Below are 22,561 nucleotides of genomic sequence, written 5' to 3'. Positions count from 1 at the left end.
TTCTCGTGGAACGGATCGCGGGCTGAATAACGTCGTGTTCCAACCCGCAGATATTGACGACCAACGAATTCTCAGGACATAAGACGGGCGGAAATGCAAGCAGGGACTAGCGCAGCGTGACCATGCAGGGCGCGACTGGCGCAAGCCTCGTCTAGCGAATGGCTTAAACAATGATCGAGGCGCATCTCACGGCGCGAATAAGCGACCTGGCCGACCTGGAAGCCTCGGTGCGCGGTTCGAAGTACGTAATCGGCGAGAACTCGGTCATCGACAGTTTCGTCAAGTTCAAGCCGGCAGGCGGTACTGGCGACATCACGATCGGCCGCAACTGCACGATCAACAGCGGATGCGTTTTCTACAGCGGTCACGGCATTACAATTGGCGACAATGTCCTGATCGCCGCCAATTGTACGCTCGCTCCTGTCAATCACGAGTTTCGCGACAGCAGTCGCCCGATATCTAAGCAGGGCTTCCAGCCGAGCAGAGGCGGAATCGTCATCGAGGACGATGTCTGGCTCGGGGCCAACTGCGTGCTTCTTGACGGCAGCATCCTGCGTAAGGGCTGCGTAATCGCGGCAGGCAGTATCGTGCGCGGCACGGTCGAAGCCTATTCGATCAGCGGCGGAAATCCACTGCGAGTCCTGGGGCACCGCTCTTGAAATTTACCCTCCTTGGCGCCGGCGGATTTGTCGGCCAGCGGCTCCTTGCACATTTGCAGTCCCTGGGTCACGAGGTGTTGGCACCGGCGAGGAATGCTCCGTTAAATGCCGCCTGCCGGAACGCGCACGTCATCTATGCAATTGGCCTCACGGCGGACTTTCGACGCCGGCCCTTCGATACGATTGAGGCCCATGTCAGCCTGGCCTGCCGTTTGCTGCAAGAATGCGAGCTCGCTTCGTTTCTCTATCTCTCGTCGACGAGAGTCTATGCCGGCAACGCCGAAACCTACGAGACGACACCCCTAAGGGTGTCTCCGAGTAACCCCTCTGATCTCTACAATCTTTCCAAGCTCGCCGGCGAAGCGATTTGCCTCTCGTCCGGCAAGCCGAATGTCCGCATTGCACGGCTTTCCAATATCGTCGGGCCCGCAGCCACCACGTCGGAGAGCTTCATCGGCGACCTTTGCAGGGAAGCGATGGCCGGCCAGATCAAACTGCAGACCAGCGCGACATCATCCAAAGACTATATCTGGATCGACGACGCGGTGAAGTTGTTGCATCAGATCGCCGAGAACGGCCAGGAGACGATCTACAACATCGCGAGCGGGCAGCAAACGAGCAATGCCGAATGGGCGGCCCGCCTGTCGGAGCATACCGGTTGCAGCGTTGAGATCATCGCGGATGCACCGACAGTGACCTTTCCCCCCATAAACATTGATCGCATAGGACGTGAGTTTTCATTTAAACCAGAGAGCTTCCTCGACAGAGTTCCGGAGATGCTCTCTGCCGCCTCCGAAAACGAATAAGCGATCCTTTGCCACAACCGAGAGGAATTCGGATGGACCCGATTAAGCAATTTTCAATGGAGCGCCAGGCGGCGATTGTCGGCTATGCGACCGATCAGGAGTTCGAGACGCTGTCTTCGCAATGGCGGCAGATGTCGATGGACAAGCGGTACGTCTATAACTTCGATTGGCTGGGGCGTCCGATCATTCAGTATCCGCAAGATATCCAGGCCGTCCAGGAACTGATCTGGGCTACGCGTCCGGATCTGGTCATCGAAACGGGCATCGCTCACGGGGGCTCGATCATCCTCAGCGCCTCCTTGCTGGCCATGCTCGATATGTGTGACGCGATTGAAGCGGGGGTCACGCTTGACCCCCGGGCCTCTCGTCGCAAGGTGATCGGGATTGATATCGATATACGCAAACACAATAGGGAAGCCATTGAGAAACACCCAATGGCATCGCGGATCGAATTGATTGAAGGTTCTGCGGTTTCCGACGCAGTCGTTGACCAGGTGCGACAAGCGTCCCAAGGGTACCAGCGCGTCATGGTGTGCCTTGATTCGATGCACACTCACGAGCACGTCCTGGCTGAACTTGAAGCATACGCTCCATTGGTAACACCCGGGTGCTATTGTGTCGTCTTTGATACGTTCGTCGAAGACTTGCCCAAGGACTTCTTTGAGAATCGCCCGTGGAACGTCGGCGATAATCCGAAAACTGCGGTTCATCAGTATCTCAAAGACCATCCCGAATTCAGCATTGATAAAACGTTTGATACAAAACTTATGGTTACGGTAGCGCCTGACGGTTTTCTTCTTAGAAAGTAAGAAATTAAAGAGTGGAAAGGTCCATTCATCAGGTTTCGACTATTTTTCGAGAAAACTTCGACAGATATGCGCGAAGCTTGATGAATGCGGCCCTCTTGAGGTTCTTGTAGTAATTCGCAACCCTATTTTCGATGTGCGTATCAAGAGCTGATTTCAATTCGGCCCGTTCGCTTGTCGTGAAGCTCCTGTCGGCCAGAGGCCGATACGAAATCCTCTTGTAATCAGCTCTGATCTTCAGGAGTTTGTCGCGCGGCATGTGGTAGGTTGAGGGCCGCCGTATGCGTTGCACGAACAGGGACTGCCGGCTGAACGCGACGCGATCCTCAAGGATCGGCGAACATCAGCACCAGATGATCCGCGGCCCAGAGATAGGGATACTGGGCACTGACCATGTCCCAAGACCGCACAAGCGGCTCACGTCGCCACAATCCATATATCCAGCTAGGGTGGCAACCCAGAAGTAGCGATCGAATTCTGCCAACTTCAGTTTCATCCGAGAGTGACGGAGGCTCGTACATTTTCCTTTGATAGGTTGGATACTCCGTTATACGCAACACAGGCGAAACCGCCACCGCCGCAGCCGGGCTGCGATCCAAAGCATTGACCATCCTTTCGAGATGTTCGCCATCAGTGAGATCATCGTCGGCCCGCCACATGAAGTATGGCGTATTGGTCAAATCGCGTGCGCTCGTAAAATTCACGGCCGCAGGAACTGTTTCGGCGGACCGAAAATGGTGGAAACGCCTGTCGGGTTTGGCGAACGCGGCGCATACATCACTTGTGCCATCGGTCGAGCCGTTGTCGCTGATAAACACTTCGAAGTCTTCAAAAGATTGCTCTTGTAGGCAGCGAAGGCATTCAGCAATCGTCTCCACGCCGTTATAGGTCGGCACGCCGATGCTCACTCGAGCCATTCAAAACTGCCGTATTGCAAATAGCCCAGAAATGTATGAATGACTGCCGAGATAGACAGGTCGTCAGCCGCTCACAAGGCGAATAGTCCGATGTGCAATGTGCCAACGACATCCCTGCGGCGTTACGCGGTTAGCTCGTGCTATAGGAAGAAAGCATGAAAGTCGTCATCCTTGCCGGTGGTTACGGTACACGCATCTCCGAAGAGAGCCATCTGCGCCCGAAGCCGATGATCGAGATCGGCGGGCGGCCGGTCCTCTGGCACATCATGAAGATCTACAGCCACTTTGGGTTCTCCGATTTCGTCATCTGCCTCGGGTACCGCGGCTACATGATCAAGGAGTACTTCTCCAACTACATCCTCCACTCGTCGGACGTTACCTATGACATGGCGACGGGCGAAACGCTGTTCCATTCGAACAAGGCCGAGCCTTGGCGCGTGACGCTGGTGGATACGGGGACGGATTCGATGACCGGCGGACGGTTGAAGCGCGTCGCCGACCATCTTGGAGACACGTTCTGCCTCACCTATGGCGACGGCGTTGCCAATGTCGATATCAAGGCTTTGACCGATTTTCATCGTCGCCACGGCCGTGAGGCAACGGTCACCAGCGTCGTTCCACCGGGACGCTACGGCGCACTGGCGACCCGGGACGGCGAAGTGCGCAGTTTCACCGAAAAGCCGGCGGGCGACAACGGTCGTATCAACGGTGGCTTCTTTGTGCTGAACCGAAGTGTTCTCGATCGCATCGAGGGAGACAGCACGACCTTCGAGGGAAAGCCGCTGGAAGGTCTCGCCAGAGATGGTCAGCTGATGGCCTTCCCCCATGATGGCTTCTGGCGTCCGATGGATACGTTGCGCGACAAGAACCAGCTCGAAGAACTTTGGCAGCAGGGTTCGGCACCGTGGAAAATCTGGGAATGAGCCGCCTGGCAAACCGGAGCTTCTGGGCAGGCAAGCGCGTCTTTCTAACCGGGCACACCGGGTTCAAGGGAAGCTGGGCGCAGTTGTGGCTCAGGCAAATGGGTGCGGACGTCACCGGCTATGCGCTTCCACCGCTGACCGAACCGTCGTTGCACGCGCTGCTTGGACCAGCGGATACTGCCGCGGAACATCTCGGCGACATCCGCGATGCCGATGCGCTCACCGCTGCTGTGCAAAAGAGCAATCCGGAGATCGTCCTGCACATGGCGGCGCAGCCGCTGGTGCGCGAAAGTTACAAAGCCCCTGCCGAGACATTCGATGTCAATGTCATGGGCACCGTGCGCCTGCTCGAGGCGGCGCGTAGCGCTCCGGCATTGAAGGCAATCGTCGTGGTAACGACCGACAAGGTTTACCGCAACGATGAAAGCGGGCAGCATTTTCCAGAAGACGCGACGCTCGGCGGGCACGATCCCTATTCCGGTTCCAAGGCCGCGTGCGAGCTCGTCGTCTCCACCTGGCGCGATGCATTCCTGCGTGAGCGCGGCATTCGGGTGGCAACTGCGCGCGGCGGCAACGTGCTCGGCGGCGGCGACTTTTCGACGGACCGTCTGGTACCCGACATTGTCCGCGCTGCCCTGTCCGGCGCAACGCTCGATATTCGCAGCCCGATGGCGACAAGGCCCTGGCAGCATGTGCTTGACTGCCTCAACGGCTATTTCGTTTATGCCGAAGCGCTCTATGGCGGCGAGACTTCCGTAGACGCGCTGAACTTCGGCCCCTCGCCGGCCGAGCGCCAGATCCCCGTGCGCGACGTCGCGTCGGCGGTCCAGAAAGCCATGGGCCTGGTGTCGCAATGGCGCGATGCCTCCTCGGTCGACCAACCGCGGGAAATGCAGACGCTCGGGCTCGATCCGGCCCTGGCCACCAAGGCGCTCTCGTGGGCCTCCAGGCTTTCGCAGGACCAAGCGATCGCCTGGACGGCAAACTGGTACGACGGTTGGCGCAAGGGCGACAACGCCCATGTTTTGACGCTCGGCCAGATCGACGCATTCATGAAAGGCTGACGACCAAATGTCCCACAATTGCCGCTTCTGCTCGACCCCACTCAAGACCGTCGTTGCCGATCTGGGATCGACCCCTTGGTCCAATTCCTTTCTGGAACCGACCGAGGAAGCGATCGCGCGTGAACGCGCCTTTCCGCTAAAGGCGATGGTCTGCTCCGAGTGCCTGCTCGTCCAGACCACGGAAACCGTTCCGGCCGATGAAATCTTTACCGACGGCTATGCCTATCTCTCCTCCTTCTCGAGCAGTTGGCTCGATCACGCCCGGCGGTATGCCGATGCCATGACCGAGCGCTTCGAGCTCGATGGAATGTCGCAGGTGGTCGAGATCGCCTCCAATGACGGCTATCTGCTGCAGTATTTCGTCGCCAAGGATATTCCGGTGCTGGGCATCGAGCCCGCGGCCAATGCGGCCAAGATTGCCGAGGGGCGGAATGTTCCGACTAAAGTCGCCTTCTTCGGACGCAAGACGGCAACGGACCTGGCTGCCCGCGGCATCCGCGCGGACCTGACCGCCGCCAACAATGTGCTGGCACACGTGCCCGACATCGCCGATTTCGTCGGCGGCTTTGCCATTCTGCTGAAGCCGGATGGCGTCGCAACGTTCGAGTTCCCGCATCTCCTGCGCCTGATGGAAGGCATCCAGTTCGATACGATCTATCACGAACACTATTCCTATCTCTCGCTGGCGGCCGTCGAACGTATCTTTGCAGCATCCGGCCTGAAGGTCTTCGATGTGGAAGAGTTGCCAACCCACGGCGGCTCCCTGCGGGTCTTTGCCCAGCTCGAAACGGGCGCACGGCCGACGACGGAGCGCCTGGCCTCGATACGTGCGAACGAAGAGGCCGCCGGCCTCACACGGATGGACACATACGCAAAGTTCGATGCACGCATTGCCGCTGTCTGCCAGGAGTTTCGTGACTTCCTCGCTCGCGCCAAGGCCGAAGGTAAGACAGTTGCCGCTTACGGTGCGGCCGCGAAAGGCAACACCTTCCTCAATGTCTGCGGCGTGAGGCCCGGCGAAATCGCCTTCGCGGTCGATCGCAATGATCTCAAGCAGGGCAAGCTTTTGCCCGGCACCCACATCCCGGTGCATGCACCAAGCCACCTGCAAGTGGCTAAGCCGGATTACCTCGTGATCCTTCCATGGAACCTGACCGACGAGATCGTCGCCCAAAATGCAGCGATCCGCGACTGGGGCGGTCGTTTCGTCGTCGCCATACCGTTTGTCCGCATGATCTAAGCTTGTTCTTCATCAAACTCCGCGATAGCGGCGAAGGAAACGGCATCGGGCAGGAGTACAATGTCCAGGATCGACCTTTGCATCGTCGCCACCAGGCGACCGGAGTTGCTTGCGGCAACACTGGACAGCTTCCGTGAGAAAGTCCTCTGCCGTTTGGACCTGGGGATCGCCTATCTCAACCTCGATCCGGTGTTCGGCTCGCCGGAGGACCAGGTTGCCTGTGTCGATATCGTTCGCGAGCGTTTCCCCGACGCGGTGATCTCCCAGCCCGAGCATCCAGGCTTTTGCGCCGCAGTCGCAAGAGTTTGGTCGGCAACGGTGTCAGAGTATGTGTTTCATTTGGAAGACGACTGGATAGCGCTGAGGGAAATGGGCGAGGAATTGCTTCAGCCCTTTGCCGATCCGTCCATCATGCAGGTGTCGTTTCACACCGCCGACCAGAACTGGAATATCGGCAAGAAAGGGCATTTTCATCGGCGAAACGAATATGGGCGCCTGCTTGGAATCAAGATACCGCTCTTCCGCACCTTCCCGAAATTCACGACCTCGCCGTCGATCTGCGCGGCACTTTCGCCCGTCAATGCGCCGCGCTGATGGACCTGTCGCGCGACCCGGAAAAGCAGTTCTATTCCGGCGTCAATCCGGCAATGGAAGCCTACGTCGCGGGCTACCGCAACTACATCTTCTCGCCAGAAAGAAAGCCGGTCATTCGCGACATGGGACGGGAGTGGCGCGAGCAGCGCAACATCCGCAAGGTCATCACCAACGCCACATCCATCTGGGAAAAGGCAAGCTGATCGCATAATTTTCCTCCCGGATCGGAACCGGCTCGGGAGGAAATTTTGCCGCGAGAGCAAGCGCAACCGCGTCGATAAAATGATGCGCGGCGCTGCTCGCCTCAACGACGGGCCGGGCTATTTCAGCTCCATCGACCGCAGTCAGGCCCCGTCGGGCCCAACTGCCCCCCGCAATCAGGCGGCAGCGCCCTTGCGCTGGAAGCCCTTGCTCGCAACCATCAGGTTCCGGGTGTACTCCTCGGCAATGCGTCCCGCGACAAGATCTGCCGAGGATAGCCGTTCGACCACCCGCCCATTCTGCATCACCGCCAGCCGGTCGCACATATGGGTGACGACGCCAAGGTCATGGCTGACCATGATGAAGGTGAGCTTTCGGTCGCGCCGGACCTGTTCGAGCAGGTTCAGAACCTCCGCCTGCACCGACGCATCGAGTGCCGACGTCGGCTCGTCGAGCAGCAGGATCGACGGCTCGAGGATCAGTGCGCGGGCAATCGCGATGCGCTGGCGCTGGCCGCCGGACAGCTGGTGCGGGTAGCGGAAGCGGAAGCCCGAGCCCAGGCCGACTTCATCGAGCGCCTTGAGAATGCGGCGTTCGCCATCGGCAACGCCGTGAATTGCCAGAGGCTCGAGCAGCTGCCGGTCGATCGTCTGGCGCGGATGCAGCGAACCATAAGGGTCCTGGAACACCATCTGCACATCGCGGTAAAAGGCCTTGTCGCGGCGGTTGCCGGTCAGAACCCGGTCATGCACGCGGATGCTGCCTGATGTCACCGGCGCAAGACCGGCGACCGCGCGAAGCAGGGTCGACTTGCCCGAGCCGGACTCGCCGACGAGCCCGAAGGATTCGCCTGATGCGACAACGATGCTGACGTCGTCCAGTGCCTTAAACTCGTCATAGGTAACGACAAGATTTTCGGCGGATACGGTGGCGGTCGTCATAGTGCCCACTCCGGTTTGCGATCAAGAACCGGCAGGGGATGGCGATCGGAGCCGATCGCCGGCATGCAGTTCAACAGGCCCTGGGTGTAGGGATGGCGGGCATTGGCAAGGTCCGAGGCGGCAAGCTCTTCGACGATCTTGCCGGCATACATGACGATGACGCGGTCGCAGAACGACGACACCAGCCGCAGGTCGTGCGAGACGAAGATCAGACCCATGCCGCGGTCGGCCACCAGCTTGTCGAGGATACCAAGCACCTCGAGTTGAACCGTCACATCGAGCGCCGATGTCGGTTCGTCGGCGATCAGAAGCTCCGGGCCCGCCACCAGCATCATCGCGATCATCGCGCGCTGCCCCATGCCGCCCGAAACTTCGTGCGGATAGAGATCGTAGACGCGCCCGGGATCGCGGATCTGCACAGCCTCCAGCATATCAAGCGCCCGCTCGCGCGCTTCCCTACGGCCGACGTTCTCGTGGCGTGTCAACGTTTCGACGATCTGCCGCCCGATGCTCATCACTGGGTTCAGAGAGTACTTCGGGTCCTGCAGGATCATGGCGATCCGCTTGCCCCTCAGATCCCGCCGCACCTTCGGCGCGGCCGAAAGCAGATCGATGCCTTCGAAGGAAAGCGTCTTGGCTGTTACCTGCGCATGCGCCGGCGTCAGCCCCATGATCGCCCGCCCGGTCTGCGACTTGCCGGAACCGCTCTCGCCCACAATACCCAGGCGCTCGCGGCCGAGTGTGAAGGAGACCCCGCGAACGGCTTCGATCACCCCGGTGCGGGTCGGAAACGAGACCTTGAGGTCGTCAACGGTCAAAAGCGGCTTCATTGTCCGCTCTCCCGCGGGTCGAGTGCATCGCGCAGGCCATCACCCAGTAGGTTGAAGCCGAGGCTGACGATCAGGATCGCGACGCCCGGCATGGTGGCGACCCACCACTGATCGAGGATGAAGCGACGGCCGGATGCGATCATCGCACCCCATTCCGGCAGCGGCGGCTGGGCGCCGAGGCCGAGGAAGCCGAGACCGGCCGCCGTCAGGATGATGCCGGCCATGTCAAGCGTGACGCGCACGATCAACGACGACATGCACATTGGCATCACATGCCTGAAGACAATGCGTGTCGGCGATGCCCCCATCAGCTGCACGGCGGCGATATAGTCGGAGTTGCGCACCGTCAGCGTTTCCGCGCGCGCAATGCGTGCATAGGGCGGCCAGGAGGTAATGGCGATGGCGATGACGGCATTCTCGATTCCAGGCCCGAGCGCTGCGACGAATGCGAGCGCCAGAACCAGCTTCGGGAAGGCGAGGAAGATATCGGTGATGCGCATCAGCACCGCATCGACCCATCCGCCGGCATAGCCGGCGACCGCACCGACGATGAGGCCGACGGGTGCCGCGATGATCGCAACCAGCAGCACGACGGCAAGCGTCAGCCGCGAGCCGTGGATCAGCCGCGAGAGGATGTCTCGCCCGAGATCGTCGGTGCCCAGCAGATAGCCTTCGCTGCCGGGCGGCAGCAGGCGGGCATTGGCGAGATCGCCGATATAGGGCGAATGCGGCGCGAGCACGCCGGCAAAGGCGGCCACGAACACCAGCGCCAGCAGGATCAACAGGCCGAGAACGGCCAGTTTGTTGGCGGAAAAGCGCTGCCAGGTCATGTAGGCACGGCCGAGGCGCGCCTGCGTGCGCGATTGCGGCCGGTCGGACAACAGCCATTCTCGGCGTGTCATCGGGCGTGTTTCAGTGACGGTGCTCATCGCTGGCGCGTCCTTGGGTCAAGCGTCCGATAGAGAAGGTCGGACAGGAGATTGATGCCTATGAACACCGAACCGATGACGATGGTGCCACCGAGAACGGCGTTCATGTCGGCATTCTGCAGCGAATTGGTGATGTAGAGGCCAAGGCCCGGCCAGGCGAAGACGGTTTCGGTCAGGACCGAGCCTTCGAGCAGACCGGCGTAGGAAAGCGCAATCACGGTAACGAGCGGCACGGCAGCATTGCGCAGCGCATGGCCCCAGATGATACGCGCTTCCGAAAGCCCCTTGGCGCGGGCGGCAACGATATACTCCTGCTGCAGTTCGTTCAGCATGAAGCTCCGCGTCATGCGGCTGATATAGGCGAGCGAGAAATAGCCGAGCAGCGACGCCGGCAGAATGATGTGGCGGAAGACATCCCAGAGCACGTCCCACTGCCGCTGCCAGAGCGCGTCGAACAGGTAGAAGCCTGTGATCGGCGTGAACGTGTATTCGAAGACGATGTCGATGCGGCCGGGATAGGCGACCCACTTCAGCCGGGCGTAGAAGACCAGCAGCGACAGGAGCGCCAGCCAGAAGATCGGCACGGAATAGCCGACAAGGCCGATGACGCGCACGATCTGGTCGGCGATGCTGCCGCGCTTGACGGCGGCGAGTACGCCGAGCGGCACGCCGAAGACGGCGCCGATCAAGGTACCGAGCGTCGCAAGCTCCATGGTCGCCGGAAAGACGCGACGGATATCTGTCATGACGGGGTTGGTCGTCAGCACCGAAATGCCGAAGTCGCCGGTCAGCGCCTGGCGGACATAGATGAAGAATTGTTGGTAGAGGGGCAGGTTCAGCCCCATCGCCTCGCGCGTCCTTTCAACGATATGCGACGGCGCCCGGTCGCCGAGGACGGCCAGAACCGGGTCGATCGGGATCACCCGGCCGATGAAGAAGGTGACGGCCAAAAGGCCGAGATAGGTGGTGACGACGATCACGAGGAACCGCAATACGGCGCCCATGATCTTCGCCGGACGGGCGCGTCGGCGCCCGCCCATCCGTTCTGTTCCGCTCATGCTCAAGGGAACTATCCTTTCGGGTTATTCCTTCGAGATGCCAGCAACGAAGTTGGTGTCGAAGCTCGGGCCGAGCTTCAGGCCCTTGACGTTGCCGCGGTAGCCGGCGACCTCGGTCTGCTGGAAGATGATCACGAACGGGCTTTCGCCGAGAACGGTCTTCTGCAGTTCCTTGTAGGTTTCAGCGCGCTTGGCGCTGTCACGCTCAAGCAAGGCATCCTTGGTCTTCTTCGTCAGCTCCGGAACGTCCCAGGCGTTGCGCCAGGCAAGCGTCTTGTTCTTGCCCTCGTCGGAGTTGTCAGAGTTGCTGGTGAAGGTTTCGGCATTCGAGTTCGGGTCGAAATAGTCCATGCCCCACTGACCGATATACATGTCGTGGTTACGGGCACGGTACTTCGTCAGCGTCTGCTTGCCGTCGCCGGGGATGATCTCCAGCTTCACGCCGGCCTGGCCGAGCGTCTGCTGGAAGGATTCGGCAATGCCGGTGACCGGCTGGTTGTTGCGCACGTCCATGGTAACGGTGAAGCCATCGGCGAGGCCCGCCTTGGCCAGCAGTTCCTTGGCCTTGGCGACGTCGAACTTGTAGGGGTTCTCGTCAAGTGCACCGAGCACGCCCTTCGGCAGGAAGCTCTGGTGGATCTCGCCGATGCCCTTGATGATCGTCGAGCCGAGCGCATCGTAGTCGACCAGATACTTGAACGCCTCGCGCACCTCAGGCTTGGCGAGGTTGGCGTTCTTCTGGTTGAGGCTGATGTAGTAGACCGTGCCCTTGGGCGCGTTCGTCGTGCCGAGGTCGGCATTCTTCGAAACGGCGTCCAGATCGCCCGGCTCCAGGTTGCGCGCGACGTCGATATCGCCGGCTTCGAGCGCCAGGCGTTGGCCGGAGCTTTCCTTCATGTGGCGATAGATGACGCGGGCGAGCTTGGCCTGTTCGCCATAGTAGTTGTCGTTGCGCTCGAGAACGATGACTTCGTTGGCGCGCCATTCGCGCAGCTTGAACGGACCCGAACCGGCATAGCCGGTCTTCAGCCATTCATTGCCGAAGTCGTTGTCGTACTTGTACTCGTCCGTCGGCGTGACCGGCTTGACGTTGTCGAGCACCAGCTTCTTGTCGAGCACGGCAGCAACGGTCGCCGTCAGGCAGTTCAAGACGAAGCTCGGCGCGTAGGGCTGATCGACGGTGAAAACGAAGGTGGTTTCATCAGCGGCTTTGGCCTTTTCCGTCACGTTATCGCCGTTGAGGCCGAACTGCGTGAGGATGAAGGCGGGGCTCTTGTCGAGCTTGACGGCGCGTTCGAACGACCAGGCGACGTTCTCGGCGGTCACCGGGTTGCCGGAGGCAAACTTCAGGCCGGACTTCAGCTTGAACGTGTAGGTCAGGCCATCGTCGGAAACCGTCCAGCTGTCTGCCAGATCACCGACAATCTTGGTGGTGTCGTTGATGTCGAGGCGCACCAGCATGCTGTAGGTGTTGCCGGTGATCTCGGCAGCGGTCAGCTCGAAGGCTTCGCCCGGATCCATGGTGATGACGTCGTCGATCGCAAAGGCCTCGACCAGCGTGTCCTTCGGCGTTTCGGCAAAGGCCGGTGCGGCCGCAGCCATCACCATGGCCAGCGCTGCCGAAGCCGTCAGAAGACGAAGACGTCCATTGAGCTTGTGCATCATTTTTTGCAGTTCCCTCGTTTGTGCCCTTTTTGGGGCTCTTCTTCATGGATCAGGCGGCCTCGTGCCAAGCCTGCCCCAGAACTCTCAGCCAGTTCTCCCGGCATATCTTTGCCAGTTCGGCGTCACCATATCCAGCGTCCCTAAGTGCGGCAACGAGCTTCTGGCTGCCCGCCGCGTCGGCGATGTCTTCCGGTATCGTCGCACCATCGAAGTCCGAACCGAGCCCGACGCAATCGATCCCCATGCGCTCGACCATGTAGTCGATATGGCGGACCATGTCGGAAAGCGGCGTCGCGGCATTTTCCTGCGCGTCGGCGCGCAGCATCGTCGTTGCGTAGTTCAGGCCGACGAGGCCATTGCTTTCGCTGACGGCATCGAGCTGCTTGTCGGTGAGGTTGCGCGCAACCGCCGTCAGCGCATGGGCGTTCGAATGGCTGACGACCAGCGGCTGGTCACTCGTCCTGGCGACGTCCCAGAAGCCCTTCTCGGTAATATGGGCGAGATCGATGAGAATGCCGAGGCGGTTGCAGGCCTTGACCAGCTCGAAGCCGGCGTCGGTCAGGCCCGGTGCCGTATCCGGCGACATCGGAAAGGCAAAGGGCACGCCATACGCAAACACGTTGTGGCGGCTCCAGACTGGCCCAAGCGAACGCAGACCTGCGGCATAGAAGGTTTCGAGTGCGGACAGATCAGCACCGATGGCTTCGCAGCCCTCCATGTGCAGAACGGATGCAAAAGTGCCCTGCCCGATCGCATCGCGGATCTCTGCCGTCGACCGGCAGAGCTTCCAGGCACCGGCCCGATCGAGACGAACGGCGATATCGGCCATCTCGATGGCGACGCCAAGCGACGGCAAATGCTCGAGCGGTGCCGAGAGCGGCGTGATGTAGTGGCCATTCTCGTCCGGGGCCTTCAGCACCAGATCGCCCGACGGGACGTAAATCGCGCAGAGACCACCGACCAGACCGCCGGTTTTCGAACGCGGCGCATCGATATGCCCCTGATCGGTACCGTCGACGAACTCGCGAACCGGGTCACTTCCCTTGCGCGCGTTCTGCCACAACCGCAGAAGCACGTCATTATGGCCATCGAAAACCGCCTGCATTCCGGATTTCCTTATGATTTCAGGGAGATCGGATGAGACATTCGATGCCGCACCCTCGGAGGGTTGGTCGGATGCTATTGAAAGGCCAAACCCTTTTCAATGAATATCGAGGGGTTTTACCCAGGGCCGGCTGTCGCGAAATGTTGCATGTTTGCCGCACGTGCGACGTCAGAAAGGACGCGAACAGGCCGAAAAGCTATGCCGAGGGCAGAAATTCTGCCATTTCTAGGGCATGAGACTTGCCTGGTCCCTATTATGGATCGGCGCGCCGCATGATGCGGCATTGGGGGTTTTGTTGCTGCGTTTGTTTTCTCTGGCTGGCCGACCGGGCCAAATCAGCCGCGTTGCCACCATGCTGGTCCTGGCATCCGTTCTCGCAGCCTGCGCCGGCCGACCCGTCGGCGTGCTCGTTCCTTCCGGAACGGCTGGCGGCGCTTCGGAAGTCGATCTGTTGGTCGCGACCACCCGCGCGCCCTCTACTGAGCCGGGCGTGCTTTTCAGCGGGGAGCGCGCGGACGAACTCTCTCTCACGGAAATCGTCGTCTCGATCCCGCCCGCCAAGAACCGCGAGGTAGGCCAGGTTCAATGGCCGAAGAAACTGCCGGCCAATCCCGAACGCGAGTTTTCAACGGTCAGCGTGACGCCGTTGAAGGGCAAGGATGATGCGCAGTCGTGGCTGAAGGGCAATCTGCCGAAAAGCCGGCGTGTGCTGATCTTTGTTCACGGTTTCAACAACCGCTATGAAGACGCGGTCTATCGTTATGCCCAGATCGTCCACGATTCAGGAACGGATGTCGCGCCGGTGATCTTCACCTGGCCGTCGCGCGCCAGCATCTTCGACTACAACTACGACAAGGAAAGCACCAACTATTCCCGCGATGCGCTGGAAGATCTGCTGCACCGCGCAACGCGCGACCCGAAGGTCGGCGAAATCACCGTCATGGCCCACTCGATGGGGTCCTGGGTCACCGTCGAAGCGCTGCGGCAGATGGCAATCCGCGACGGCCGCATCGCGCCGAAGATTACCGATGTTATTCTCGCCTCCCCGGACCTCGACGTCGACGTCTTCGGCAAGCAGATCCAGGCCATGGGCAAGGCGCGCCCGAAATTCACGCTGTTCGTGTCGCGCGACGACCGCGCGCTCAACCTCTCGCGCCGGATCTCCGGCAATATCGACCGGCTTGGGCAGATCGACCCAACGGTCGAGCCCTATCGGACCCAGCTGGAAACGGCCGGCATCACCGTTCTCGACCTGACGGCGCTGAAAGGCGGCGACAAGCTGAACCACGGAAAATTCGCCGAAAGCCCTGAGGTCGTGCAATTGCTCGGCAACCGCCTGATCGCCGGGCAGACGGTGACCGATTCCGATGTCGGTCTCGGAGAGCGCGTCGGCGCGGTGGCGCTCGGCACCGCTCAGACCGTCGGCAGTGCTGCGAGCATCGCGGTATCCACCCCGATCATGATCTTCGACCCGCGCACCCGCGCCAACTATGACAATCAGGTTCGCCGCCTCGGACGATCGGTGGAAAACACCGTCGGCTCGGCAGTCGCCCCCTGACACCACACCTTGTTGCGCGGGCAAAGCCCCGTAGGCTATGATCTCCAGGGGTCAGGACTGGCCCTGGGGCAACGGGAAAATGAAATGAATCTCAAGGAGTTCGCAGGCCGGTTGGGGCTGTCTCAAACGACGGTCAGCCGCGCGCTCAGCGGCTATCCGGAAGTCAAGAAGGCGACGCGCGAACGGGTGCTGAAGGCGGCGGCCGAGCTTGGCTACCGACCGAACACCAGCGCGCTCGGGCTTGCGACCGGACGGGTCGGCACCATCGGCATCGTCTTTCGCGGCGGCGGCGATTTCGGTCCGCACACCAGCGAATTCATGGGCGGGCTCGGTAACCGGCTGCAACAGGCAGACGTCGATATCCTGCTTTCGACCGTCGACACTCGGGAAGCGGAGCTCGCGACCTATCGCCGGCTTGCGGCCAGCAAGCGCGTCGATGCGGTGATCCTGCATTCGCCCGCGGTCGACGATCCTCGCATCCCCCTGCTGACGGACTTGCGGCTGCCCTTCGTGCTGCATGGCCGCACCGAGACGGTTGGCGATTTCGCCTTTCTCGACATCGACAATTTCGGCGCGATCCGCCAGGCGACCGATCTGCTGACGGCGCTCGGCCATCGCCGCATCGCGCTGGTCAACGGTCATCGCGGCTATACCTTTACCGAACATCGGCATGATGGCTACGCGGCGGCGCTTGGATCGCGCGGCATCGACATCGATCCCAACCTGCTCGGCAATGGCGATTTCACCGATGAGATGGGCTTCCGCCTGATGCAAGGTTTTTTAGGCCAGGAAAGCCGGCCGACGGCGGTGCTGGCCGGCTCGATGATGTCGGCGCTCGGCGCCATGCGGGCAATCCGTAGTGCCGGCCTGACGGTCGGCGAGCACATTTCGCTGATCGCCCACGACGACGTCTTTCCCTACCTGAGCCCCGAGAACCTGATCCCGACGCTCACCACCACACGCTCATCGATCCGCGCTGCGGGAACGCGGATCGCCGAGATGGTTCTGGAACTTCTTCAGGGCACGCCGCCTGCCGAGCTCAGCGAGGTCTGGCCGGTGGAACTGGTCATGCGCAACTCCACCGCACCGCCTTCCGGCTGAGACTTTCCATCAGACCGAGAGTTCGCGCCTTTCGGCCTCGCTCTCCATCGCCAGATCGAGCACCTTCTGCAAGTTTGCGGCATGGCGGAAGCCGGGCTCGACCGTCTTGCCCTCGCTGACGGCGGCCGCAAACCGCTGGTAGTTGGTCAGCACCGTGCCGGCATCGACATCGCGCCAGGTTGCCGTTTCGACGTCGCCGCCGAGGCAGGCACGAAGCGTCGAGCCGTCAGGCGTATGCACCACCTCCAGTGCCCCCTTGTCGCCATGAAGCCGCAGCCGCAACTCGTTGAGATGGCCGGTCGCCCAGCGGCTCGCATGGATCACGCCCATGGCGCCGTTCCCGAACTCGGCGGTCATGACGAAACTGTCATTGGCGTCGAGGTCATATTCGCCGATGCGGTTTCCCGGCGCCTTGTCGAAGGTCTTCAGCCGCGCGAAGATCCGCTCGGCATCGGTGCCGGCCCCATAGCCCGCAAAGTCGAGAATATGAATGCCGACATCGCCCAGAACGCCGTTCGAGCCGTGTTTGGTCGACAGCCGCCAGAGCCACTGCGATTCCGTTGCCCAGTCGCCCCACGCCTTGGAGACGAGCCAGCTCTGCAGGTAGGAAGCCTCGAGGTGACGCAGCTTGCCGACGTCGCCGGCCAGCACCATCGCCCTCGCCTTCTGCAGCGGCGCGACGTTGCGATAGGTCAGGTTGACCATGGTCACCAGCCCGGATCGCTCCGCGGCATCGGCCATTTCCGCAGCCTTGGCATAGTTTTCCGCAAGCGGCTTTTCGCACAGCACATGCTTGCCGGCGGCAAGCAGCGCCAGCGTCGTCGGGTGATGCGCCTTGTCGGGCGTCACGTTCGTCGCCGCATCGAACTTGCCCCAGGCAATCGCCTCGTCGAGCGAGGTGAATGTATTGGCAATGCCGTGTTTCTCGGCAAAGCCGCTGGCGCGCTTGGGGTCGACGTCGACCGCCCCGACCATTTCCACAGCTTCGATCTGAGCGAAGGCTTCGGCATGGCTGTTGGCCATGCCACCGGTTCCAACTACGAGAAGACGCATGGCGCTCACCTGTAACCCGCTTCGCCGGCCTGGTGCAGCTTCGGCCCACGCTCGACGATCGGCTCCAGCGCATGTTCGACCGGCACGTTCGGGGCATCATGGATCGCCGTGTAGCGATTGTCGGCGTTGTAGGCCCACTTTACCGAATTGCGCAGGACCTTCTGGACATTGGCGTCATGATAGGTCGGATAGGTCTCGTGGCCCGGTCGGAAATAGAAGATGTTGCCGGCACCACGGCGCCAGGTCAGGCCCGAACGAAACACTTCGCCACCGGCAAACCAGGAGATGAACACTGTCTCCAGCGGTTCCGGCACGGAGAACTGCTCGCCATACATCTCCTCGTTTTCGAGCACGAAGTTCTCGCCGATGCCGTCGGCGATCGGATGGCGGGGATTGATCGCCCAGAGACGCTCGCGCTCGCCGGCCTCGCGCCACTTGAGTGCACAGGGCGTGCCCATCAGCCGCTTGAAGATTTTGGAGAAGTGGCCGGAATGCAAAACGATCAGGCCCATGCCTTCCCAGACGCGTTTTGCCACGCGCTCGACCACCTCGTCGCTGACGGCACCGTGATCCTTGTGCCCCCACCACAGAAGCACGTCGGTATTGGCCAGCCGCTCCTCGGTCAGGCCATGCTCCGGCTCCTGCAGCGTGGCCGTCGTCGCTTCGATCGAAACGTCGGTGTTCAGCGCCGCCGCGATCGTGTTGTGCATACCATTGGGATAAATGCTCCTGACGACCTCGTTGGTCTGCTCATGGATGTTCTCACCCCATACGACTGTGCGGATTGGCATCGGCAAACTCCCGTTTATGCGCAGCTGTTAAAATTGAAAGCGGTTTCAATTTATAGAACTAATGAGGCAGCTGCGCCTTTGCAAGAGCTTTTTGCCCTCTCGTGCCGTCAGTGGCCAGGCATCAATGGAACGTGGATTTCGAGAAGACGTTGAGGACGACGACGCCGGCAATGATGAGCCCGAGCCCGAGCATGGCGGCGAGATCCAGCTTCTGGCCGAAGGCGAAGTATCCGACGAACGAAATCAAAACAATGCCGAGGCCACTCCAGACTGCGTAAGCAATGCCGACCGGAATGTAGCGCAGCGTATAGGACAGAAAGAAGAAGGCGACGGCATAGCAGATGACCATCGTTGCGGTCGGCACCAGCCGGGTAAAATGCTGTGCCGCCTGCATCGCCGAGGTGCCAAGCACCTCGAAGACGATCGCGACGACCAGGACGGCATAGAGCATGGTGGGGTTCATCTTGATCTCCATCCGTCCTATCGCGCCGAAAGCGCTTTGAGATTGTCAGCCAGGGCAACGCGCGCCTCGGCATCGAGTTCATGGCTCTGCATCAGGTCGGCGAGCCACAGGCCGTCGGCGGCAAAACGGGCGAGCACGCAGTTGGGCGACCCGTCGGTTTCCGCGAACTCCTTAGCCCGGCGATTGACCCATTCGCGCCAACGGATCTTCAGGTTCGGCTCGGCAATCAGCGCGATCGTCAGCATGCGCCAGCCCGGAACGTCGGCCTCAGGGTCGAGCTTCGAGCAGACATCGACATAGGCGCGGGTAAAGCGCCCCTGCGCCACCGGATCGTCAGCCATCGCCGCCTCGATCGCCGCATCGAAACGCGCGACCAGATCGTCGAACAATCCATCGAGCAGCGCTGACTTATTGGGGAAGTGATGCAGCAACCCGCCCTTGCTGACGCCTGCCGCGTGCGACACCGCGTCGAGCGTGATGCCGGCCACGCCCTGCTCGTGCGAAAGGCGTGCGGCCACCTCCAGCAATTGCTGGCGGACCTGCTCGGGTTGCTTCTTGCGGCGATGGGCTTCTGTCATACCTCTATAAAGATACCGTCTGGACGGTTTGTCAAGATCGATGTGCCGAACCGCGCCGAAACGCCGCAAATTCGATTGGGGAAAGCCGTTGTCCGCCACGTCTTGGCGGGCTAGAGCATTTCCAGGAAAAGTGCGAAGCGGTTTTCCGTCCGGAAATGCGCAAGAACACCGAGCCGGAGCGTTTCCTTGACACCATCTAAAGCGGAAACGCTCTGGGACAGCGGAACGAAGGAAGCGGCGATGGCAGAGCGGGAAACGACGACACTCTACGAAGCGATCGGCGGCGACCCGACGGTGCGTGCGCTCACCCATCGCTTTTACGAACTGATGGATACGCTGCCCGAGGCGGCGCGCTGTCGTGCGGTTCATCCACCGGATCTCTCCGGCAGCGAGGAAAAATTCTACGAGTACCTGACCGGTTGGCTCGGCGGTCCGCCGATCTACCTGGAAAAACGCGGCCATCCCATGCTGCGGCGCCGGCATTTCGTCGCCGAAATCGGCCCGGAGGAGCGCGACGAATGGCTGCTCTGCTTCACCCGCGCGCTGGAAGAAACCGTTGCCCACCTGAAACTGCGGCAGATCATTCTCGATCCGATCACCCGCCTCGCCTTGCACATGCAGAACAAGGAATGACCTGACCATGCCGACCAGTGGATTGCGCGCAACGACGCTCTTTGTCGCCGGATTGATGGGGATTGCCGGGGTGGTCAGTGCTGCGGCCGCCTCGCACGGCACCGACCCCAGGCTGCTCGCCGGGATCTCGGCGATGTGCCTGGCACATGCGCCGGCGCTGGTCGCGCTTTATGCGGCCTGGCCGAGCTTCCGCACCGCTCCGATCGCAGCCTTGCTGATCGCCTTTGGAACGGCGTTGTTTTCCGCCGATCTGGCGATGCGTCACGCCACGGGACAAGGCCTTTTCCCGATGTCGGCGCCGCTCGGGGGCACCACGATCATGGCCGGCTGGCTTGCCGTTTCTATCGGCGCCTTCCTTCCACGAAAGGCGCCGTGACGCTCAGCGCGCCAGTTTAAAGCACCTGAGATCAGGCGCCTTCGACGACGGAAAAACCTTCGAACTTCGGCGGACCGAGATACATCGAACGATTGTCGCCGGCATTCTTGTGTGCGGCCCGGAAATTCTCGGACTTCGTCCAGGCCGAGAAAGCGTCCTTGTCCTTCCAGGTCGAGTTCGAAACGAAGAGCGTATAGCCCTCTTCCGGCACGCTTTCGCCCCGCAGAAGGTGGAACGAGACAAAACCCGGCATGTCCGCAAGGCTCGAATCCCGCCCTCTCCAGACGGCTTCGAAAGCCTCTTCCTGGCCGATGGCGATACGAAAACGGTTCATTGCGAAGAACATGGCCTGCCCCTTATGCGCTGTCTTTCTTGCGAGCCGCGTCATTCGCCGCCCTCGGGAAAGCAACAATAGTGCCCTCCTGCGGCTCCGCAAGCCCGAAAGGATCCCGACCGGGCCGGCGCGTTTCCCAGGACGGAAACTCGGTGACGTTGGGGTTTTCCTCGAGCATGCGGGAGCGCCGCGTCAACAATTCGTAGAGCTCGGGCACGAGCCCGTCGCCATTCTGCGCTGCCAATTTATGCAGGCCTATCATCATGCACTTTTCCGGGCGGTCTTCATTCATCTCGAAAAAATCTCCATGCGCGCGGGTGGACGCTCGCCATCTCCGCGCGTCATATCTCGGCGAAACCTAGTCGTTGCGGCTGTTGGTGAGGTCCTGCAGCGCCCGCTCAAGGCTCGACTTCGAGCCGTTGCGCAAAGGCACGAAGGCCTTGCCCCACTTCTTGCAGCCGGTCTTCACGCGAAGACACGCATCGTGGCTGATGCAATCGATCGGGCAGAAGACACAGTCGACGGAGGGAAGAACGCGGTCGATGCGCGACACCGCCTCGCGAAGGCCGCCATCGTGGTGGAGCAGCTCGGCGCCGAAGGAACTGGCGATTTCGCGCAGATGCGCAACCTGGCAATCGCGCCCGCCGACATAGAGGAAACTGCGGCCTTCGAGTGTCGTCTTGGCGACCTCTTCGCCGACCTCGGCCCGCTCGGAGCCGGAACGACCCTTGCCGTTCTTGGCCGCATTATGGTGACGCTTGCCGCGCATGCAATCTTCTCCGCCTCATTGCTGCGTCGACGGCCCTCATGGCAACCGATCGCATCGGGATATGATCTCGACACACACCGTTCGGTTGCGTCACGGCGGCAACTTATTAAACTTGATTATCAGAGTAAAGTATAAACATGAGTTTTATAATCATATTTTCCCCATAAAATTTGAAGGGCGACCCATCAACGGCCCCGGAACGGCCGAAACCGCCGCTCGGCTAACGTATGTTTGCGGCGATCGGGATTGTGAACGGCAACGCGCGTTGGCCGGCGCCCTCCGGAATGGGAGGGAACGGCGCCGCGCGACGCACGGCCTCGAGCGCTGCAGTGTCGAGGACGGACGAACCCGAGCTGCCAGCAACGCTCACGCGCGACAGACCACCATCGGCCGTCACCGTGAAACTCACCGTCGTCGTGCCCGAAATGCCCTGGCGGCGCGCTTCGGAAGGAAGTTTGTACCGGCGATTTATCTTCGCGCGAACCTTGCCGTTGTAATTCGACATGTCGGCGTTGCCGACCGCGGAGGCACGGCTCTTGCCGGTCGCGGATGTGGACGTCCCCGTTTCGTCGCCATCCAGCTTGCCCTTGATCTGGCTCTGCGCCTGCTCGCCCTTGTCGCCGGTCTTCTTGCGGGTGACCTTCTTCTTCTTGACCGGGTCCTTCTTCGGTTCAGGCTTCTCAACCTTCTCCTTCTTCGGCTCCTGGATCTCCGGCTTTTCCACCGGCACGACGGTCTCGATCGGCGCGACGCTGGCAGTGACCACAGCTTCGGCGACCTGCAGGGTGGGAACCTGCTCGGCAGGCAGGATGACGTCGGCTTCGGTGGCGATCAAATCATGCGGCTGCTCGGCAGTGATCTCCGGCGTCGTCGACGTGACGTCTTCAACCGGGGTGATGTCCTCCGGCTTGACTTCGTCTGGAAGGTCTTCAGTCGGCTCGACGACTTCCGTCGGATCGCCGGACTGCAACGTCTGTTCGAAGGCATCACCGAGGATCGCAACTTCGACTTCGGCCCCGCCGGCGATCAGGTCCTGCGGCTGGTCCGGCGTCGAGGAGGTAAGATACATGGCAACACTGGCATGCGCCACGAGGGAGAACGCGATCGCGCCGATCCATTTGATGGTGTGCTTCATCCTAGCCTAACCTCCGCCGCGAGCCGCGACGC

At 61.1% G+C, this 22,561-nt stretch carries 27 protein-coding genes; 12 read left to right on the top strand and 15 right to left on the bottom strand.

Annotated features, from left to right (window positions below; all coding sequences use genetic code 11):
- The first annotated feature begins 170 nt into the window (after positions 1 to 170).
- From AC244_RS07325 to AC244_RS07315, 3 genes are read left to right on the top strand one after another with little or no spacing between them, the layout of a single operon-like run.
- Complete coding sequence (locus tag AC244_RS07325) at positions 171 to 659, top strand: acyltransferase (protein WP_053248116.1); 489 nt, start codon at positions 171 to 173, stop codon at positions 657 to 659.
- On the top strand, positions 656 to 1,465 hold the full coding sequence (locus AC244_RS07320; RefSeq protein ID WP_053248115.1) for an NAD-dependent epimerase/dehydratase family protein: 810 nt from the start codon (positions 656 to 658) through the stop codon (positions 1,463 to 1,465). Before AC244_RS07325 ends, AC244_RS07320 begins: the two co-directional genes overlap by 4 nt.
- Before the next feature lie 32 nt (positions 1,466 to 1,497).
- Positions 1,498 to 2,274 (top strand): cephalosporin hydroxylase family protein, encoded by a 777-nt coding sequence (locus tag AC244_RS07315; protein WP_053248114.1) that lies wholly within the window; start codon positions 1,498 to 1,500, stop codon positions 2,272 to 2,274.
- 323 nt (positions 2,275 to 2,597) lie between these two features.
- Here AC244_RS07315 and AC244_RS07305 read toward each other — a convergent pair whose 3' ends face one another.
- A complete protein-coding gene (locus tag AC244_RS07305; RefSeq protein WP_161807845.1) occupies positions 2,598 to 3,179 on the bottom strand; it encodes a glycosyltransferase family 2 protein in 582 nt (193 codons plus the stop codon).
- A gap of 164 nt (positions 3,180 to 3,343) precedes the next feature.
- On the opposite strand from AC244_RS07305, the gene rfbF reads away from it, so the two are divergent.
- From rfbF to AC244_RS37950, 5 genes are read left to right on the top strand one after another with little or no spacing between them, the layout of a single operon-like run.
- Positions 3,344 to 4,111, top strand: coding sequence for a glucose-1-phosphate cytidylyltransferase (rfbF, locus tag AC244_RS07300; RefSeq protein ID WP_053248111.1), 768 nt, complete (start codon positions 3,344 to 3,346; stop codon positions 4,109 to 4,111).
- Positions 4,108 to 5,175 carry a CDP-glucose 4,6-dehydratase gene (gene rfbG, locus AC244_RS07295; RefSeq protein WP_053248110.1) on the top strand — a complete coding sequence of 356 codons (1,068 nt, stop codon included), beginning with the start codon at positions 4,108 to 4,110 and terminating at the stop codon, positions 5,173 to 5,175. Before rfbF ends, rfbG begins: the two co-directional genes overlap by 4 nt.
- Before the next feature lie 7 nt (positions 5,176 to 5,182).
- Complete coding sequence (locus AC244_RS07290; protein ID WP_053248109.1) at positions 5,183 to 6,415, top strand: class I SAM-dependent methyltransferase; 1,233 nt, start codon at positions 5,183 to 5,185, stop codon at positions 6,413 to 6,415.
- 60 nt (positions 6,416 to 6,475) lie between these two features.
- The gene (locus tag AC244_RS37955) at positions 6,476 to 7,009 is read left to right on the top strand and encodes a glycosyltransferase family 2 protein (protein WP_053248108.1); all 534 of its coding nucleotides are present in this window, start codon (positions 6,476 to 6,478) and stop codon (positions 7,007 to 7,009) included.
- Positions 7,009 to 7,212 carry a hypothetical protein gene (locus tag AC244_RS37950; RefSeq protein WP_053248107.1) on the top strand — a complete coding sequence of 68 codons (204 nt, stop codon included), beginning with the start codon at positions 7,009 to 7,011 and terminating at the stop codon, positions 7,210 to 7,212. The genes AC244_RS37955 and AC244_RS37950 overlap by 1 nt, the downstream gene beginning before the upstream one ends.
- A gap of 174 nt (positions 7,213 to 7,386) precedes the next feature.
- Here AC244_RS37950 and AC244_RS07275 read toward each other — a convergent pair whose 3' ends face one another.
- The 6 genes from AC244_RS07275 to AC244_RS07250 are packed head-to-tail and all read right to left on the bottom strand — an operon-like array spanning position 7,387 to position 13,738.
- Positions 7,387 to 8,151 carry an ABC transporter ATP-binding protein gene (locus AC244_RS07275; RefSeq protein WP_053248106.1) on the bottom strand — a complete coding sequence of 255 codons (765 nt, stop codon included), beginning with the start codon at positions 8,149 to 8,151 and terminating at the stop codon, positions 7,387 to 7,389.
- Entirely contained in the window at positions 8,148 to 8,981 is an 834-nt protein-coding gene (locus AC244_RS07270) for an ABC transporter ATP-binding protein (protein WP_053248105.1), read from the bottom strand. The genes AC244_RS07275 and AC244_RS07270 overlap by 4 nt, the downstream gene beginning before the upstream one ends.
- Positions 8,978 to 9,910 carry a nickel transporter permease gene (nikC, locus tag AC244_RS07265; RefSeq protein ID WP_053248104.1) on the bottom strand — a complete coding sequence of 311 codons (933 nt, stop codon included), beginning with the start codon at positions 9,908 to 9,910 and terminating at the stop codon, positions 8,978 to 8,980. Before nikC ends, AC244_RS07270 begins: the two co-directional genes overlap by 4 nt.
- Complete coding sequence (locus AC244_RS07260) at positions 9,907 to 10,950, bottom strand: ABC transporter permease (protein ID WP_053248103.1); 1,044 nt, start codon at positions 10,948 to 10,950, stop codon at positions 9,907 to 9,909. The genes nikC and AC244_RS07260 overlap by 4 nt, the downstream gene beginning before the upstream one ends.
- A 42-nt stretch (positions 10,951 to 10,992) precedes the next feature.
- Entirely contained in the window at positions 10,993 to 12,633 is a 1,641-nt protein-coding gene (locus AC244_RS07255; RefSeq protein WP_053248102.1) for an ABC transporter substrate-binding protein, read from the bottom strand.
- A 49-nt stretch (positions 12,634 to 12,682) separates the two neighbouring features.
- Positions 12,683 to 13,738 (bottom strand): dipeptidase, encoded by a 1,056-nt coding sequence (locus AC244_RS07250; RefSeq protein ID WP_053248101.1) that lies wholly within the window; start codon positions 13,736 to 13,738, stop codon positions 12,683 to 12,685.
- Positions 13,739 to 14,090: 352 nt separating this feature from the next.
- Between AC244_RS07250 and AC244_RS07245 the strand changes: the two genes are divergently transcribed.
- Positions 14,091 to 15,296: an alpha/beta hydrolase gene (locus AC244_RS07245; RefSeq protein WP_053248416.1), complete on the top strand. Its 1,206-nt coding sequence runs from the start codon at positions 14,091 to 14,093 to the stop codon at positions 15,294 to 15,296.
- 84 nt (positions 15,297 to 15,380) lie between these two features.
- On the top strand, positions 15,381 to 16,397 hold the full coding sequence (locus AC244_RS07240; RefSeq protein WP_053248100.1) for a substrate-binding domain-containing protein: 1,017 nt from the start codon (positions 15,381 to 15,383) through the stop codon (positions 16,395 to 16,397).
- Between the two features lie 9 nt (positions 16,398 to 16,406).
- Here the strand turns inward: AC244_RS07240 and AC244_RS07235 are convergent, their stop codons facing one another.
- From AC244_RS07235 to AC244_RS07220, 4 genes are all read right to left on the bottom strand, one after another.
- A complete protein-coding gene (locus tag AC244_RS07235) occupies positions 16,407 to 17,450 on the bottom strand; it encodes a Gfo/Idh/MocA family protein (RefSeq protein ID WP_053248099.1) in 1,044 nt (347 codons plus the stop codon).
- Between the two features lie 5 nt (positions 17,451 to 17,455).
- Complete coding sequence (locus AC244_RS07230; protein ID WP_053248098.1) at positions 17,456 to 18,241, bottom strand: ThuA domain-containing protein; 786 nt, start codon at positions 18,239 to 18,241, stop codon at positions 17,456 to 17,458.
- A gap of 121 nt (positions 18,242 to 18,362) precedes the next feature.
- Positions 18,363 to 18,704, bottom strand: coding sequence for a DMT family transporter (locus AC244_RS07225; RefSeq protein ID WP_053248415.1), 342 nt, complete (start codon positions 18,702 to 18,704; stop codon positions 18,363 to 18,365).
- 17 nt (positions 18,705 to 18,721) lie between these two features.
- Positions 18,722 to 19,282, bottom strand: a complete 561-nt coding sequence (locus tag AC244_RS07220; protein ID WP_053248097.1) for a TetR/AcrR family transcriptional regulator — start codon at positions 19,280 to 19,282, stop codon at positions 18,722 to 18,724.
- A 240-nt stretch (positions 19,283 to 19,522) separates the two neighbouring features.
- On the opposite strand from AC244_RS07220, the gene AC244_RS07215 reads away from it, so the two are divergent.
- Together AC244_RS07215 and AC244_RS07210 are read left to right on the top strand one after the other, a co-directional pair.
- Positions 19,523 to 19,915 (top strand): group II truncated hemoglobin, encoded by a 393-nt coding sequence (locus AC244_RS07215; RefSeq protein ID WP_053248096.1) that lies wholly within the window; start codon positions 19,523 to 19,525, stop codon positions 19,913 to 19,915.
- Positions 19,916 to 19,922: 7 nt separating this feature from the next.
- A complete protein-coding gene (locus tag AC244_RS07210) occupies positions 19,923 to 20,291 on the top strand; it encodes a DUF423 domain-containing protein (protein WP_053248095.1) in 369 nt (122 codons plus the stop codon).
- Positions 20,292 to 20,322: 31 nt separating this feature from the next.
- Here AC244_RS07210 and AC244_RS07205 read toward each other — a convergent pair whose 3' ends face one another.
- From AC244_RS07205 to AC244_RS07190, 4 genes are all read right to left on the bottom strand, one after another.
- The gene (locus AC244_RS07205; protein WP_053248094.1) at positions 20,323 to 20,637 is read right to left on the bottom strand and encodes an antibiotic biosynthesis monooxygenase family protein; all 315 of its coding nucleotides are present in this window, start codon (positions 20,635 to 20,637) and stop codon (positions 20,323 to 20,325) included.
- Between the two features lie 10 nt (positions 20,638 to 20,647).
- Positions 20,648 to 20,917, bottom strand: a complete 270-nt coding sequence (locus AC244_RS07200) for a hypothetical protein (RefSeq protein ID WP_053248093.1) — start codon at positions 20,915 to 20,917, stop codon at positions 20,648 to 20,650.
- A gap of 66 nt (positions 20,918 to 20,983) precedes the next feature.
- Positions 20,984 to 21,394 (bottom strand): DUF2325 domain-containing protein, encoded by a 411-nt coding sequence (locus AC244_RS07195; RefSeq protein ID WP_053248092.1) that lies wholly within the window; start codon positions 21,392 to 21,394, stop codon positions 20,984 to 20,986.
- 220 nt (positions 21,395 to 21,614) lie between these two features.
- On the bottom strand, positions 21,615 to 22,529 hold the full coding sequence (locus tag AC244_RS07190) for an energy transducer TonB (RefSeq protein WP_053248091.1): 915 nt from the start codon (positions 22,527 to 22,529) through the stop codon (positions 21,615 to 21,617).
- Between the last annotated feature and the right edge of the window lie 32 nt (positions 22,530 to 22,561).

The sequence above is a fragment of the Ensifer adhaerens genome (assembly GCF_001270265.1).
Taxonomy (GTDB): Bacteria; Pseudomonadota; Alphaproteobacteria; order Rhizobiales; family Rhizobiaceae; genus Ensifer; species Ensifer adhaerens_B.
Note: the sequence above shows the minus strand (reverse complement) of the source record. Positions and strands in the feature narration are given on the sequence as shown.

Coding starts and splice junctions, on each gene's coding strand:
- AC244_RS07325 (WP_053248116.1), top strand. CDS start 171: ATGATCGAGGCGCATCTCACGGCGCGAATAAGCGACCTGGCCGACCTG.
- AC244_RS07315 (WP_053248114.1), top strand. CDS start 1,498: ATGGACCCGATTAAGCAATTTTCAATGGAGCGCCAGGCGGCGATTGTC.
- rfbF (WP_053248111.1), top strand. CDS start 3,344: ATGAAAGTCGTCATCCTTGCCGGTGGTTACGGTACACGCATCTCCGAA.
- rfbG (WP_053248110.1), top strand. CDS start 4,108: ATGAGCCGCCTGGCAAACCGGAGCTTCTGGGCAGGCAAGCGCGTCTTT.
- AC244_RS07290 (WP_053248109.1), top strand. CDS start 5,183: ATGTCCCACAATTGCCGCTTCTGCTCGACCCCACTCAAGACCGTCGTT.
- AC244_RS37955 (WP_053248108.1), top strand. CDS start 6,476: ATGTCCAGGATCGACCTTTGCATCGTCGCCACCAGGCGACCGGAGTTG.
- AC244_RS37950 (WP_053248107.1), top strand. CDS start 7,009: ATGGACCTGTCGCGCGACCCGGAAAAGCAGTTCTATTCCGGCGTCAAT.
- AC244_RS07275 (WP_053248106.1), bottom strand. CDS start 8,151: ATGACGACCGCCACCGTATCCGCCGAAAATCTTGTCGTTACCTATGAC.
- AC244_RS07270 (WP_053248105.1), bottom strand. CDS start 8,981: ATGAAGCCGCTTTTGACCGTTGACGACCTCAAGGTCTCGTTTCCGACC.
- nikC (WP_053248104.1), bottom strand. CDS start 9,910: ATGAGCACCGTCACTGAAACACGCCCGATGACACGCCGAGAATGGCTG.
- AC244_RS07260 (WP_053248103.1), bottom strand. CDS start 10,950: ATGGGCGGGCGCCGACGCGCCCGTCCGGCGAAGATCATGGGCGCCGTA.
- AC244_RS07255 (WP_053248102.1), bottom strand. CDS start 12,633: ATGATGCACAAGCTCAATGGACGTCTTCGTCTTCTGACGGCTTCGGCA.
- AC244_RS07250 (WP_053248101.1), bottom strand. CDS start 13,738: ATGCAGGCGGTTTTCGATGGCCATAATGACGTGCTTCTGCGGTTGTGG.
- AC244_RS07245 (WP_053248416.1), top strand. CDS start 14,091: ATGCTGGTCCTGGCATCCGTTCTCGCAGCCTGCGCCGGCCGACCCGTC.
- AC244_RS07240 (WP_053248100.1), top strand. CDS start 15,381: ATGAATCTCAAGGAGTTCGCAGGCCGGTTGGGGCTGTCTCAAACGACG.
- AC244_RS07235 (WP_053248099.1), bottom strand. CDS start 17,450: ATGCGTCTTCTCGTAGTTGGAACCGGTGGCATGGCCAACAGCCATGCC.
- AC244_RS07230 (WP_053248098.1), bottom strand. CDS start 18,241: ATGCCAATCCGCACAGTCGTATGGGGTGAGAACATCCATGAGCAGACC.
- AC244_RS07225 (WP_053248415.1), bottom strand. CDS start 18,704: ATGAACCCCACCATGCTCTATGCCGTCCTGGTCGTCGCGATCGTCTTC.
- AC244_RS07220 (WP_053248097.1), bottom strand. CDS start 19,282: ATGACAGAAGCCCATCGCCGCAAGAAGCAACCCGAGCAGGTCCGCCAG.
- AC244_RS07215 (WP_053248096.1), top strand. CDS start 19,523: ATGGCAGAGCGGGAAACGACGACACTCTACGAAGCGATCGGCGGCGAC.
- AC244_RS07210 (WP_053248095.1), top strand. CDS start 19,923: ATGCCGACCAGTGGATTGCGCGCAACGACGCTCTTTGTCGCCGGATTG.
- AC244_RS07205 (WP_053248094.1), bottom strand. CDS start 20,637: ATGTTCTTCGCAATGAACCGTTTTCGTATCGCCATCGGCCAGGAAGAG.
- AC244_RS07200 (WP_053248093.1), bottom strand. CDS start 20,917: ATGAATGAAGACCGCCCGGAAAAGTGCATGATGATAGGCCTGCATAAA.
- AC244_RS07195 (WP_053248092.1), bottom strand. CDS start 21,394: ATGCGCGGCAAGCGTCACCATAATGCGGCCAAGAACGGCAAGGGTCGT.
- AC244_RS07190 (WP_053248091.1), bottom strand. CDS start 22,529: ATGAAGCACACCATCAAATGGATCGGCGCGATCGCGTTCTCCCTCGTG.